This is a genomic window from Arenicella xantha (genome assembly GCF_003315245.1).
In the GTDB taxonomy this organism is placed as follows: Bacteria; Pseudomonadota; Gammaproteobacteria; order Arenicellales; family Arenicellaceae; genus Arenicella; species Arenicella xantha.
Window position 1 is genome coordinate 612,317 of the sequence record NZ_QNRT01000001.1, and the last position, 13,520, is coordinate 625,836.

Consider the following 13,520-nt stretch of genomic DNA (forward strand, 5'->3'; position numbering starts at 1 on the left):
GTTTATTTACGCGAGCCTAACTCGCTTCAATGTCGAACACTTGCTTGTCGTCAACTTCCGTGCAGAACTGTTCAATAAATTCTTCTAAAGGCATCACGTTTTGCGCCTTACTGCCGAAACGACGAACCGCTACAGTCCCTTCTTCCGCTTCACGCTTTCCAATACATAGGATCGCCGGAATCTTTTGCAAGCTATGCTCGCGAACTTTGTAGCCAATTTTTTCATTGCGCAGATCAACTTCCGCACGTAATCCAGCACTTCGCAGGGCCTTAGCAACTTCAATCGCATAATCATTGGCATCAGTAACAATGGTAGCCACCATCACTTGCTGAGGCGCCAACCACGCTGGCAATGCGCCCGCGTGCTGCTCGATTAAGATGCCCAAGAAACGCTCAATAGACCCAAGAATCGCTCGATGCAACATAACCGGAACTTGCTTACTACCGTCCTCGGCTACGTACTCCGCACCTAAGCGCTCAGGCATTGAGAAATCTACTTGTATGGTACCGCACTGCCAAACACGCCCGATGCAATCTTTTAATGAGAACTCAACCTTCGGGCCATAAAATGCGCCTTCGCCCGGCTGTAATTCCCAATCAAGGCCGTTGTCATTCAACGCGAGTTCCAGAGCCTGCTCCGCTCGGTCCCAGACTTCGTCGCTACCTACGCGCTGTTCGGGTCGAGTAGACAACTTATAAATAATTTCGTCAAAGCCAAAATCTGCATACACTTCATGCAAGAAGTCGATAAAGGCTTTTACTTCAGATTGGATTTGGTCTTCAGTACAGAAAATGTGCGCATCATCTTGCACGAAGCTGCGCACTCGCATGATGCCGTGTAACGAACCGGACATTTCATTGCGGTGGCACGAACCAAATTCGGCAAGCCTGAGTGGCAAGTCTCGGTAGCTCTTCAAGCCCTGATTGAATACCTGCACATGGCATGGGCAGTTCATTGGCTTAATAGCGTAATCACGATCGTCGGTTGTGAGGGTAAACATGTCATCGCTAAACTTAGCCGCATGCCCCGACTTCTCCCATAAAGAGATATCAACCACCTGTGGGGTCTTAATTTCTTGATAGCCATGCGCATACTGCTTGGCGCCCATATAATTTTGCACAGTCTGATATATAGACCAGCCTTTGGGATGCCAAAACACACTGCCTGGCGCTTCATCCTGCAGATGAAACAAATCCATTGCCTTGCCGAGCTTTCGATGGTCGCGCTTCTCAGCCTCTTCCATGCGACGAAGGTATTCTTTTAACTGCTTCTTGTCTGCCCAAGCGGTGCCATAAATACGCTGCAATTGAGCATTATTCGAATCACCACGCCAATATGCACCAGCGAGCTTAGTTAATTTAAAGCCATCGCGTAAAACGCCAGTTGATGGCAAATGGGGGCCGCGACATAAATCCAGAAAGTCGCCTTGCCGATAGACCGTGATTTGTTCGTCTACCGGTAGATCCGAAATTATTTCGGCCTTGTAGACTTCCCCTAAGTTTTTGAAGTACTCAATGGCATCATCACGATCCCACACTTCTCGCTCGATGGCCTCATTGCGCTTCACAATCTCACGCATGCGTGCTTCGATTAACACTAGGTCGTCAGGAGTAAATGCTTCTTCTCGAGCAAAATCATAATAAAAACCGTTCTCGATCGATGGCCCAATAGTCACTTGGGTTTCTGGATACAGTTCTTTGACCGCTTCAGCCATCACATGAGCGGCGTCATGACGCAGCACCTCGAGACCCTTATCGCTATCGCGCGTGATAATATCTACCGAGGCATCGGCTTCAATCTCCCGCGTCAGATCCCAGAGTTCACCATTAACTTCAATGGCCACCGCATTACGGCGCAAACCACTACTAATGCCATCAGCAATCGCAAAGCCAGTAATGGCTTGATCGAATTCTTTGGTGGCTCCATCTGGGAAGGTTATTTGTATCGACATGTCGCTTCGGTCGCTATATTCTTTGCTAAGCAAATCACTTAGCTTTAGTTTACGGTCAAGCATCCACATGGGGGCTTGTATTACGGTTTTTTACTGATTCAAACAGGTCAAACCTCGTCTAAACTCAAACTGAAAACCGCCAGCATATAATAGCCAGCGGTGTATTGTATCGGAACCGCCAGAAAACGAAACCGTTAAAGGCTAATAACCAAGGTCAAAGCGCCATCGGCAGGTAACTGCTACGGCTTTCATGTCATGAATCAAATCACCATTACTGCGCCAGACGACTGGCACCTACATTTTCGCGACGGCGAAATGCTCAACGAAACCGTACCAGCAACCGCGCGGTGCTTTAAGCGCGCCATTGTAATGCCCAATTTGGTACCGCCAGTTACAACCAAAGAACAAGCGCTAGCGTATCGACAACGCATTCTTGCGGCTCGACCTGCAGGTAATGATTTCGAGCCATTGATGACACTGTATTTGACCAATGACACCACGCCTGAGGATATTATTGCGGCGCATTCTTCAACAATTCCGGCAGCAAAGCTGTATCCAGCAGGGGCAACAACCAACTCTGATGCGGCGGTCGAGGGGATCGAGTCTTTATATCCGGTATTTGAAGCCATGAGCAAAGTCGGCATGTTACTGCTGATTCACGGCGAAGTCACTCAAGCGGAAGTGGATATCTTCGACCGCGAAAAAGCATTCATCGATTCACACCTCGCGGCAATTCACGCCAAATTTCCAGACCTGAAAATTGTGTTCGAGCACATTACCACCGCCGACGCAGTGGATTTTGTGCTCTCCGGCAACGCAAATTTAGCGGCAACGATCACGCCTCAACATCTATTGCTCAACCGAAATGACTTACTAGCAGGCGGTATTCGACCACATAATTACTGCTTACCCGTATTAAAACGAAGCACTCATCAACAACGCTTGCGTGAGGTCGTTGCCAGTGGCTCTAACAAGTTCTTTCTCGGCACCGACTCAGCACCACATGCCAAACACACCAAAGAAAATAGCTGCGGTTGCGCGGGCTGTTATAGCGCATGGAGCGCGATCGAGCTGTACGCGCAAGTGTTTGAAGACTTGAACGCAATCGACAAACTTGAAGGCTTCGCGTCGCATTACGGTGCAGATTTTTACAAAATGCCGCGAAACACATCAACCATCACCTTGCTGCGTGACACATGGACGGTACCCGAAAATGTCGAGCTCGCAAACGGAGATTCGATCGTACCTTTCTACGCGGGTCAATTACTTAAGTGGAAATTAGCCTAAAGGCCATTAAAAAACCGTTTGATTTGCGGTTTAATACAGTACGAGTCACTAAAACTAATAAATTATGGCCTTATCGCTTAGCGAAAACCAAGATAAATCGTTATCTCGATTAGATCGCGGACGCTTAGCGTATCAGGCTACTCAGTAAAATCATGCTCCTTTCTTTATATGACGTTTAGTCATAGATAGAGAAAAAACCAATAACCGGAATTTTTAAATGGCCGAAATTTTCACCTTAGTAAATCTAGTCGATTTATTACTACTAGTATTACTACAAGCCGTGTTGGGCTTTGACAATTTGCTTTATATCTCATTGGAGAGCAAACGCGCTCCGCTTGAGAAACAAAAAGCAGTCCGCTTTTGGGGCATCATTATTGCGGTCGCATTACGAATCATATTGTTATTCCTACTGCTAAACATGATCAAAGCTTTCCAAAATGAGTTATTCGCAATTCATTGGGAAGGAATCATTCATGCGACCTTTACGTTACACGCAATCATTGTGTTGTTTGGCGGGGTATTCATTCTCTATACCGCCATGAAAGAGATATTGCATATGATGAGCCTCGAAGATATTAACCAAGAAGAAAGAAGCAATAAATCGATCGGCTTTGTGATTTTTTGGATCGTGGCGATGAACGTTGTGTTCTCATTTGACTCTATTCTAAGCGCTATGGCGGTGACCAAAGTGTTCGCCGTTATGGCCACCGCCATTCTCATTGGCGGAATATTAATGGTGGCATTAGCCGATACCGTATCCGACTTCTTAACCAAGAATCGAATGTACGAAGTACTCGGCTTATTCATCTTATTCTTAGTCGGCGTTATGCTGCTATCTGAAGGCGGCCATCTCGCTCACATGCAATTGTTCGGAAACCCCATTGAACAAATGTCGAAAACCACATTTTATTTTGTTTTATTCGTACTGATTATCAGTGACATAGTCCAAAGTCGCTATCAGCGTAAATTGAATATCGCAAAAAAAGGGGTAGGTAGTAAAACCCCATAAAATGCACGATGAAGTCTTTAAAAATCGTGATTTATTAGCGATGACGCTAATTGGCAACATGGTAATTAGTTCGTCAAGTGCTATTATCAAGTTGTAATAATGCGCATTTACAACAATAACAAACCTTTGAAAAACCAATAGTTTAAACGTAGGAGGATGTATGTCTGCAGACACCCCCAGTCAATCAGTACTCGTCATATCAGCGGATACTACCGTTGTCGAAACCATTCTTGGTGGTAACACTACTGATCAGCAATTTAACGCTCGTGAATCGGTACAGGCCGCGTTAGCCGAACCCAATTTATTTTTGAACAACAGCATCGTGATTTTTGATATCGATAGCACTGCCGGCGATGTCGGCACCGCGATAGATCAAGCGCTGAAGATCAAACAAAGCGACCCAACTCAAGTATTGATGCTTGTTGGCGAGAAAGAAGGACTCAATGAAATTCTCAAGTCCAATATTCAGCCCGTGGTGTATCGAGCATTTAATAAGCCAGTTAGCGCCAATCAAATTTCATTAGCATTTAAGTCAGCACATGTTTTACATACTGAATTAGTAGAAAAGCAAGCGGCTGGTGAAGACATTATGGTTGTCGGCCCTGCCGAGAATCGAGCTAGTGTTGACTCATTAGCCGCTCAACGTAAAACCAACCCAGCCATTTATGCAGGTATCGGTGTATTAGCGTTAGCTGTAGTCGGCTTTTTGATTTTCGGCGGTGGCGGAGAAGAAGAGCAACAAATCGTTCTCGACACACCAACTGAAGCGACACAAGTCATCGAAGATATCGAAGCGGACACAGTCTCTATTACCAACGAACTAAATCAACAAGCAGCCACAGCACTATTAGAGGGTCGTTATGTGACTCCTGCTGGTGACAATGCTCTTGAGTATTTTGATCAAGTGTTGGAAATTGACCCATATGACTCAACCGCTTACGAAGGGCGTAAAACCGTTGCTGAAGCAATGCGCTCCAACTACAACCAACTAGTTGCAGATGCTCAATTTGATGAAGCACTAAAAACCATAGATGCTTTACGCGCTATTGAACCGTTAAACACCAATAACGATCAGCTTAGCGCCGATTTAGGCAAGGCGATTACAGCCCATGTGAAGAAAGTACGCGCCAGTGGCTCAGAAGAAGAAATAGCTGAAACCGCCGCCGTATTGGAGCGACTGGAAGGTGACGTTGAAGGCTCTAAGACAGCGACTGAAGCTTTGAAGGAAGAACAAGTTCTGATTGGCAACATCGACAACGCGCTGGCTAACGGCAACCTAATCCCTCCTCAAAAAGGAAACGCTTACTCACTGGTTTCAGACGCTTTAAAAGGCAATAAGATCAGCAAGGCCAATTCGGAACCTCGAGTAAAAGAACTTAGCGCCAAACTGCTTGTATTAGCCAATGAAAATTTTGGCTCTGGCAATATGGAAGAGACAGCTAAATTGTCGGCGCTGATCAAACGCTTAAACGTTGACCGTCAGGGCTTAGCCGATCTAAACCAGAAAGTGAAAGCTAAACAAGAAGAAATTGCAGCGGCGAAAGCAGCCGAGCAAAAAACTGAGCCAGTAAAGGTTGCTGAAGCCAAACCTGCGCCACCTAAAATTCTTCCTGCTAAAGTAATCAGTCGAGCACCTCCTCGCTATCCAAGCCGTGCCTTGAAGAACGGGCAAGAGGGTTGGGTACAAGTGGCCTTCTACGTAAACACAGACGGTGTCCCTGAAGATATCACTATTAAGGGATCTGAACCTTCTACAACCTTTGATTCAGCAGCGATAAAATCAGTCGAAAAATGGCGCTTTTCTCCAGCTCGCAATCAGAACACTGGCTTGCCAGTGCGCAGCACCCAAATTACTACTAAGGTGCAATTTCGCTTGAACTAGTGAAATAGGCTATATAGAAAAGGGCGTGCTTTTAGCACGCCCTTTTTTTTGGATTGTCAAAATGATTCCTGCCGCTTGCAACGTCACGCAAGCTTCATTGGCACAACTATCTGTCGTTAACTCGCGTAATCAATGCTTGCGTGGACGGATCAAACGCGTCTTTGGCGCCATCGGCAACATTTGCAGCATTGGGATCAATGGTAGGCTTAAGCTGTTTCGCAAGACGCTTCCCAAGCTCTACGCCCATTTGGTCATACGAATTAATATTCGCAAATAATCCACCACAAAAAGTCCTATGCTCATAAAACGCTAATAATGCACCGAGCGTTGTTGGATTGAGTCGCTGCAAGAGAATAGTTGTCGAGGGCTTATCACCAGCGAATATCTTTGCTTTAGCAGCTAGGTCAGTTAATCCCTCTGTCGCATGCAACTCTTTCACTTCGTCAAGACTTTGGCCCGCTAATAGCGCCGCCGTCTGCGCTAGACCATTAGCCAGCAACTCAAGGTGATGCTCGGGATATTCATGATCAGCACGCAAGGTTAAAATAAACTCGGCCGGGATCAGTGAGGTGCCCTGATGCAACATTTGAAATACCGAATGCTGAACATCAGTGCCGACACCGCCCCAGACCACCGGCGATGTTTCCTGATCGACCGGACTACCATCTACCTGACGATCCTTACCATTGCTCTCGGTTTCTAATTGCTGCAAGTAATCGACCAACGAACGTAAACGGTAATCGTAGGCAAAGATCGCCTTGGAACTCGCGCCCATGAAATTATCATAATAATGATCGAGCATAGCAGCGAGAAAACAGACGTTTTCACTTGGCTTTGTTTGATAAAAATGCTGATCCATTGATGCCGCGCCGGCCAAAAACTCTTGAAACCGATCCATACCAAACACCAATGCAGCCGACAGAGACACTGACGACCACACCGAGTATCTACCACCAACCCATTGCGGGAAGGAAACAACATTTTTTTCAGGTATTCCATACGCAACAGCATTGTCTGGAGCTGCCGTCACTGCGTAGAAATTCTGCAACGGGTTCATCTCCCCGTGTTTAGCAAACCAATCAGCGATCGAGTTTATGTTTTGCAAGGTTTCAGCCGTGGTGAAAGTTTTCGACACTCCGATTACCAATGTGCTTGTAACCCTACAGGCACTCAACACGGCGACTAATTGGTGTGCGTCAATGTTGCCGATAAAGTGAACGGTAATATCGCCGCCTACGTCGCTCAACGCTTCGGTAATTAGCTGTGGCCCTAGCGCAGAGCCGCCAATACCAACATGAATAATGTCAGTCACCTGAGTACTTCGAGCATCGAGTTCTTTGGTAATTGCTGCATATTGCTCAAGCAGCTGATTTGCTGAGGACTGCGCTTGCTCTAACGTCTCGGGGCGACGCATATCGATTCCCTGGTTAGTCGGGTCACGCAATAGCGTATGCAACACCGAGCGATCTTCGGTAATATTAATTCGTTCACCTGAAAACAGATCCGTACGCTTTTTTGCAAACTCAATTTGATCCGAAAATTCGGAGTAAATATTGATCAGCTCAGGACTGATATGAGTTTTACTAAAATCAAAATAGATATCCCCTATCTGCTTGGACATCAGATTTACACGATTACTATCGCTGATAAACTTCTTTTTAATCCCTAAACGCTGATCAAGAACGGCCAACGCCTCTAACCTTTTTCGAAGCGATGGTTCAATTGACGGCGACATGATATTTTCAGACATAGGTAAGCATTGCTTAGCGCGAGGCTAACGGTTAAGTTTTAACATAGACTGGAGATTGTAGTGCATCTCCAATGTACTCGAAAGTGCAAACTTGATTGACATAGTCTAATTGACTTTATTATTGCTGCATCCTTGACGCGGTGTCCAACATTCGGTTAGAGAATCCCCATTCGTTATCGTACCAAGCCTGCACTTTGACAAGCTGTCCATTAATTCGAGTTTGCTCAATATCCACCACGCAAGAATTAGGGTCATGGTTGAAATCAATCGACACCAAAGGAACATTGCTCACGTTGAACACACCCGAACGACCTTCTTTATAGACCTCAAATATATCAGCTATCTCTTGCAATGATGTTTTGCGGGTCGCTAAAAAGGTTAAGTCCAACAAGGATACATTAATGGTTGGCACTCTAACTGCTACGGCATCTAACTTACCATCCAAATCAGGTATTACCTGTCCGATCGCTTTGGCCGAACCGGTACTGGTTGGAATCATCGAGTAACTAGCCGCTCGCCCTCGCCGCTTATCTTTATGATATGAATCCAACAGATTTTGAGTGTTAGTATAAGCATGCACCGTATTCGCTAAACCCGAAACAATTCCAATCGAACTATGCATTGCGCTAGCTACATGCGCCAAACAGTTGGTTGTGCACGACGCATTAGAAATCAGCTGGCTGTTAGGACCTATCTCGCTATCGTTGACTCCAAACACCACAGTCGCATCTAGCCCTTTGCCTGGCGCTGACACGAGTACTTTTTTGGCACCGGCTGTTAAATGCTTGCTCGCTAATTCACGGGTTCGGAAAAATCCTGTACATTCGAGCACGATATCAACATCGAGGTCTCCCCACGGCAAATTTGCGGGGTCTCTCTGCATAAACGCTGGAATAACCTTTCCATCGACCGAAATAGAGTCTTCGGTAAAACTGACAATCTGATTAAATCGTCCATGGGTCGTATCGTATTGCAATAAGTGAGCGTTAGCCTCCGTGGACGCTAAGTCATTAATCGCTACGATATTAAACTGTTTGTCCAAACCCCGCTCATAGACGGCCCGAAGTATATTTCGCCCGATGCGGCCGAAGCCATTTATAGCAATATTGATCATCTCTAAACTCCTAGTTTACTTTTTAATACGGGTCAGCGTTGCACCTCAAAGATAATACCGACAGATTCAAAGAATGTGGTAATTCCGAGGCTGAATATCGCTAGCCGAAGGCACTCTGCAACAACCGATGCTGGGAATAAAAGCCTACACTCATCGGCGTAATTATCATTGAGATAGACTCTCAAGCAGACCACTAAACACTTAATTAGACCCGCCCAACTCTAGATACAAAATTCCATATACCAAGTTCTACAAAGCAGTAACGCTAAACACAAAAAAGCACGCTAAGACGCGTGCTTTTTTGAATTTCATCATCGAACCAACATCACGTTCCTTCTGTCAAGGAGATGGTCGGTGTCGGGACATTAGCGGATTTAATTCCGTCTATCGCCTGAATGATTGCCTTGGTTTGAGCCTTAGGGTCAACCTTAACAACTACCGATGCTTCTGGCCGTTCAGCCTTTAGGCGTGTAACGGTAGACTTAATCGCACGATGATCAACCACATTACGCTCAATTGTTATTTCATTCAACTTGTTGATTTCAATAACAATTGGCTTTGGCGCTTCTGGGTCTGGCGGATCAGCAGAAGCCGGTGGCTTATTAATATCGATACCTGACTCTTTTACAAAACTGGCTGTCACAATGAAGAAAATTAACATGATAAACACCACGTCCAACATGGGCGTGATATCAATATCGGTTTCTTCTTCGTTATTCGCTTTACCTAGACGTTTCATTATTATTTCCTCTGTAACGCTTAACGCTGTGCTTCATACTGCTCGGCAATCAAACCAGCAGCGTGTTCTTCTAAAATACCCTCAACACGTCTGGCGCGACTCGAAGCCATCCAGTGAGCGAAAACGGTAGGAATCGCAACCACTAAACCTAGCACGGTTGTAACCAAGGCCTGAGAGATACCTCCAGCCATCGTTTTAGGATCACCTGCGCCATATAAGGTAATTGCTTGGAAAGTTTGAATCATGCCAGTCACGGTACCTAGTAGACCAAGAAGTGGTGCAACCACCGCAATGATTTTGATAAACATGATCCATGAGTTCAACTTAGGCGATTCTTTCAACATAGCCTCGCCAAGCTTCAATTCCATTGTCTCGGGATCCGTATTCGGATTATCTTGGAACACTTTCAATACGCGACCCAATGGGTTACGTAGAGAAGGACGTTTAAGATCCTTAGCTTGCTTACGCACCTTACCTTCGACACCTATTAACACCAAGATACGGAAAGCGGCAATTAGTAGCGCAAGTACACCCAAGGTAATGATCACATAACCTACGATACCGCCCTCTTTGACTTTCTCACCAACACTCGGAGCCAGAACCAATGCACTTAGCAATGCACCCTTCGTTGGGTCCATCAAGAACGGAGTTACATCTGAGGTACTATTTTGCAAGTCAATTGCCCGACTAGTGAAGTCGCCACGCATTTGACGCTCTAACGCGACGAAACCAAGGCCTTCAGAGTACTGCAGAATGTCACCACCAGTAACCGCATTGAATACACCAACTCGGGTTACCACCTTGTCTTGCTTTTCATAGATCGGAATCGGGTTACCATTATCGTTCTTCAATAGTTCGCCGTTCTCGTCAACTTCGTAACCGACTACATAATTCACCGGGGCAGTGTACTTTACTACCTTACCTTGCTCGGTCATTTCATTCTGCAGTTGGTACCACAAATCTTCTATTTCGGTTATCGAAACTAAGTCAGTCAAACTCGCCATTTTGGCTACCATTTGACGAAGATTTTCAGCACGATCTGGGTATTGAGCACTAATCAGCGACGTCTTATAAGACTCTTGCGCTTCTGACGCCGATAACTGAATCACGCCGAACAACTGCTTTAGATCACCTAGCTCCTTAGCTAAATCCTCTTGCAACGCAATGATTTTCGTTTCATTGGCTTTGAACTGACGATCCAATTCATCACTGATACGCTCTTGACGAGCGCGCTCGTTGCGCATTGCGTTCAAACGGCCTTGCTGCTTACTGCGCTCGGCTTTAAATTGATTCTCACGAGCTGTATTCGCAGTGCGTTCGCGACTCGCTGCTGAGTTTGTTGCGCTCAAAATCCGATTAATATCTAAGGCGCGAGTCGATTCGTTAGCCTGGGCTTGCACACCCGAACTAAAAGGCACAAGCAGAACGACTAACAGCAGTGCAACCGACCTAGACACACCCGAACGAATGACATTGCTAGATCCGTACATTTTCGACCGTCTATTATTTATTTTTGCTAGTAAAGAGACCATGTTAAATCGCCTCCGGTGCTTTGGTGGGAAGAAGCATTAGCCCTTTCACCTCTTTATCTTGTGTCATACGAATAGCCTGTGCAATACCAGCATTGTGTGAGCTATCAAGCGCTTTCCACACCTTTGCTGAGGTATCCCAGTATCCAGCTTGTTTGCCATCGGTAGTGAGATAATACAAGCCAGACCGGCCTACTTGCAGCATATTGACCGACAAGGTTCCTTGCGGCAATTCAAGCTCTTCGACAAAAACGTCGATCGACTGGCCGTAGGCATTCTCAATCGAATACGCCTCTAAGACTTGACGAAATCGCTCAGCGGCAGAAATATTCGCGTTAGTTAAATAACCTTTGATTCGTCCGACACGAGCGCGACGCTCTTCAAGTTTGAACGGAACATCAGCGGCAATAAAGCGCTCTAAACCGTCAATCATGCTGAGCATAAGTGGCACGATCTGGCGCTCAATTAACGAAGCATCTTCGATAGAACGCTCGAGCCGTTGCATGGCTACTTCTTGAGCCTGCAAAGTTCGACGCATGCGATCGTTAAACTTCTTCAACACCTCAACGTTTTTACGCTGTTGATGGTAGTCAGCAATAACCTTTTCGGTTTGCTCGGAGATTGCATCAATACGCTTCTGCGACGCGGCACCTGACCCTTGACGCTTTATTCCGCTATTCAAGATATCATCGGTCTTGTCTGCATAGGCAGTGAATGGCATCAACGCCGCGAGTGAGAGACAAAGCACACTCTTTTTCACTACTGACTTCAGTACTACTGTACGCATATTTAACCTCTTTATAAGTCCAAGACTAAAGCTTGGCTTTTTATTGGTTCTTTCAAGTAAACGTGTTTATAAATCAAACACGAATTATCTAATTTGTTTATCTATCGATTAAGTAATTGGCTCAACGCTAGTATCAATCTCAGGGATTGGTGCCTCGAGCTCTCTAATTCGAATAACTTCTGATTTAACGTATCTGATCCAATTTCGAGCATCACCAGAAACTTTCTCGTAGTTAGTAGCTCGATTGAAAGTCGCTTCAGCCTCGACAAATTGCTTTTGCTCAAACTGTGCTAAACCTAGGCTAATGAATACGCCGCCGGTGTTCTGCAGGCCACCTTTATTGATAGCTTTTTTGAGCGCGCTTTCAGCTTCACGCCAGCGATTCAGTTGAATTAGAGATAGACCAAGCTGGTTGTACAACTTACCGTCTTTCGCCAAACCAGCCGCCTTTTCCAATGGCGCAAGGGCTTTTTCGTACTCTTTTGCTGCAAACAATGCTTGTGCGTAGATACGATAATTCTTAAGCACGCCTTTGATCACGCCCGAATTCAGACCTTTTTCCATGATCTGTGCCGCGGCATAAGGATTGTCGAGACTCATATTTAACTGCGCGAGTGCAACCACTTCGGCTTCAGATGTCAGTAAGTTCTGATCATACAAAGCTTGATACATCGCGGTCATACGAGGTTGATCATCCAACTCGTTATAAACGCTCGCCATAGTCAGCAAATATGATTTCTTTGGATAAAACTGAACCAATTGCTTAAGCACTGGCAACATCTTGCGATAGTCATTCTTCTGGCGATAGATCTGACTCAATAATTGCAACCAACCTTCTTTAGGTACGCTACCAACTTCTTCATACTTAGAAATACCCTTTTGCACATTTGGTAGCGCAGCGTCGTAATCTTTAAGCATGTAGTGAGCTTGACCTACTAGCATGTAAGCGTCAGCAGCTGGATCTTGCTGAGTCTTAAACCATTGCTGGGCATACTTGAGGGCTTCACGATAATTTTCTTGTGAAAACAGAACCTGAGCAATCACATACAACATTTGATTGTAAAAAGCATCGGATAAACCCTCGCGAGTCGCCGTTACCAATTTGAATTCTCGCAAGGCGCAATTCAAATTATCTTCTTCAAAACAAATGTTGCCACGATAGTTATGCAAATAGGCTTTCTCGATATTATTTAATTCGGGATCTTGCGCCAATTTATCTAAAAGTGCCTTGGTTTCGTTGGTTCGCTTTTCTTCAAAAGACAATTGAATCTTCTCAAACGTCTTCATGTGCTTTTGACGTATCGACTCTACCCGTTTGGTCTGCCTTTTATTACTAGCGCCTTCTTCTTGCGCTACAGCTTGCTGTGCGCCGAACACCGCAACCTCAACCGCCACAAACATCGGTACCATAAGTACGGCTGTTGCAACGGAGGCTGTTATTGTCTTCAAAAAATTCATGGTATTCATAGTTT

Annotated in this window: 10 protein-coding genes; 3 read left to right on the plus strand and 7 right to left on the minus strand. The window is 45.5% G+C overall.

Annotation, left to right across the window (positions count from 1 at the left end; all coding sequences use genetic code 11):
* Positions 1-16: 16 nt before the first annotated feature.
* Positions 17-1,951 (minus strand): threonine--tRNA ligase, encoded by a 1,935-nt coding sequence (gene thrS / locus DFR28_RS02630; protein ID WP_113953385.1) that lies wholly within the window; start codon positions 1,949-1,951, stop codon positions 17-19.
* 255 nt (positions 1,952-2,206) lie between these two features.
* Here thrS and pyrC point away from each other — a divergent pair, with 255 nt between their 5' ends.
* The 3 genes from pyrC to DFR28_RS02645 all read left to right on the plus strand — a co-directional run bounded on the left by pyrC (position 2,207) and on the right by DFR28_RS02645 (position 6,129).
* Positions 2,207-3,238, plus strand: coding sequence for a dihydroorotase (gene pyrC, locus DFR28_RS02635; protein ID WP_113952742.1), 1,032 nt, complete (start codon positions 2,207-2,209; stop codon positions 3,236-3,238).
* Between the two features lie 217 nt (positions 3,239-3,455).
* Entirely contained in the window at positions 3,456-4,247 is a 792-nt protein-coding gene (locus tag DFR28_RS02640; RefSeq protein ID WP_113952743.1) for a TerC family protein, read from the plus strand.
* A 160-nt stretch (positions 4,248-4,407) separates the two neighbouring features.
* The gene (locus DFR28_RS02645) at positions 4,408-6,129 is read left to right on the plus strand and encodes an energy transducer TonB (RefSeq protein ID WP_113952744.1); all 1,722 of its coding nucleotides are present in this window, start codon (positions 4,408-4,410) and stop codon (positions 6,127-6,129) included.
* A 106-nt stretch (positions 6,130-6,235) separates the two neighbouring features.
* Here DFR28_RS02645 and pgi read toward each other — a convergent pair whose 3' ends face one another.
* The 6 genes from pgi to DFR28_RS02675 form a co-directional block, all read right to left on the minus strand.
* Positions 6,236-7,879 carry a glucose-6-phosphate isomerase gene (pgi, locus tag DFR28_RS02650; RefSeq protein ID WP_113952745.1) on the minus strand — a complete coding sequence of 548 codons (1,644 nt, stop codon included), beginning with the start codon at positions 7,877-7,879 and terminating at the stop codon, positions 6,236-6,238.
* Positions 7,880-7,997: 118 nt separating this feature from the next.
* Positions 7,998-8,993, minus strand: a complete 996-nt coding sequence (gene gap, locus DFR28_RS02655; protein ID WP_113952746.1) for a type I glyceraldehyde-3-phosphate dehydrogenase — start codon at positions 8,991-8,993, stop codon at positions 7,998-8,000.
* Between the two features lie 325 nt (positions 8,994-9,318).
* Positions 9,319-9,732: an ExbD/TolR family protein gene (locus tag DFR28_RS02660; RefSeq protein ID WP_113952747.1), complete on the minus strand. Its 414-nt coding sequence runs from the start codon at positions 9,730-9,732 to the stop codon at positions 9,319-9,321.
* Between the two features lie 20 nt (positions 9,733-9,752).
* Complete coding sequence (locus DFR28_RS02665; protein WP_170131952.1) at positions 9,753-11,222, minus strand: MotA/TolQ/ExbB proton channel family protein; 1,470 nt, start codon at positions 11,220-11,222, stop codon at positions 9,753-9,755.
* A gap of 43 nt (positions 11,223-11,265) precedes the next feature.
* Positions 11,266-12,048 (minus strand): DUF3450 domain-containing protein, encoded by a 783-nt coding sequence (locus DFR28_RS02670; RefSeq protein WP_113952749.1) that lies wholly within the window; start codon positions 12,046-12,048, stop codon positions 11,266-11,268.
* A gap of 108 nt (positions 12,049-12,156) precedes the next feature.
* Positions 12,157-13,515, minus strand: coding sequence for a tetratricopeptide repeat protein (locus DFR28_RS02675; RefSeq protein ID WP_113952750.1), 1,359 nt, complete (start codon positions 13,513-13,515; stop codon positions 12,157-12,159).
* Between the last annotated feature and the right edge of the window lie 5 nt (positions 13,516-13,520).

What these genes read in the sequence shown, in the direction of transcription:
- thrS (WP_113953385.1), bottom strand. Translation starts at nt 1,951, where the DNA reads ATGTCGATACAAATAACCTTCCCAGATGGAGCCACCAAAGAATTCGAT.
- pyrC (WP_113952742.1), top strand. Translation starts at nt 2,207, where the DNA reads ATGAATCAAATCACCATTACTGCGCCAGACGACTGGCACCTACATTTT.
- DFR28_RS02640 (WP_113952743.1), top strand. Translation starts at nt 3,456, where the DNA reads ATGGCCGAAATTTTCACCTTAGTAAATCTAGTCGATTTATTACTACTA.
- DFR28_RS02645 (WP_113952744.1), top strand. Translation starts at nt 4,408, where the DNA reads ATGTCTGCAGACACCCCCAGTCAATCAGTACTCGTCATATCAGCGGAT.
- pgi (WP_113952745.1), bottom strand. Translation starts at nt 7,879, where the DNA reads ATGTCTGAAAATATCATGTCGCCGTCAATTGAACCATCGCTTCGAAAA.
- gap (WP_113952746.1), bottom strand. Translation starts at nt 8,993, where the DNA reads ATGATCAATATTGCTATAAATGGCTTCGGCCGCATCGGGCGAAATATA.
- DFR28_RS02660 (WP_113952747.1), bottom strand. Translation starts at nt 9,732, where the DNA reads ATGAAACGTCTAGGTAAAGCGAATAACGAAGAAGAAACCGATATTGAT.
- DFR28_RS02665 (WP_170131952.1), bottom strand. Translation starts at nt 11,222, where the DNA reads ATGTACGGATCTAGCAATGTCATTCGTTCGGGTGTGTCTAGGTCGGTT.
- DFR28_RS02670 (WP_113952749.1), bottom strand. Translation starts at nt 12,048, where the DNA reads ATGCGTACAGTAGTACTGAAGTCAGTAGTGAAAAAGAGTGTGCTTTGT.
- DFR28_RS02675 (WP_113952750.1), bottom strand. Translation starts at nt 13,515, where the DNA reads ATGAATACCATGAATTTTTTGAAGACAATAACAGCCTCCGTTGCAACA.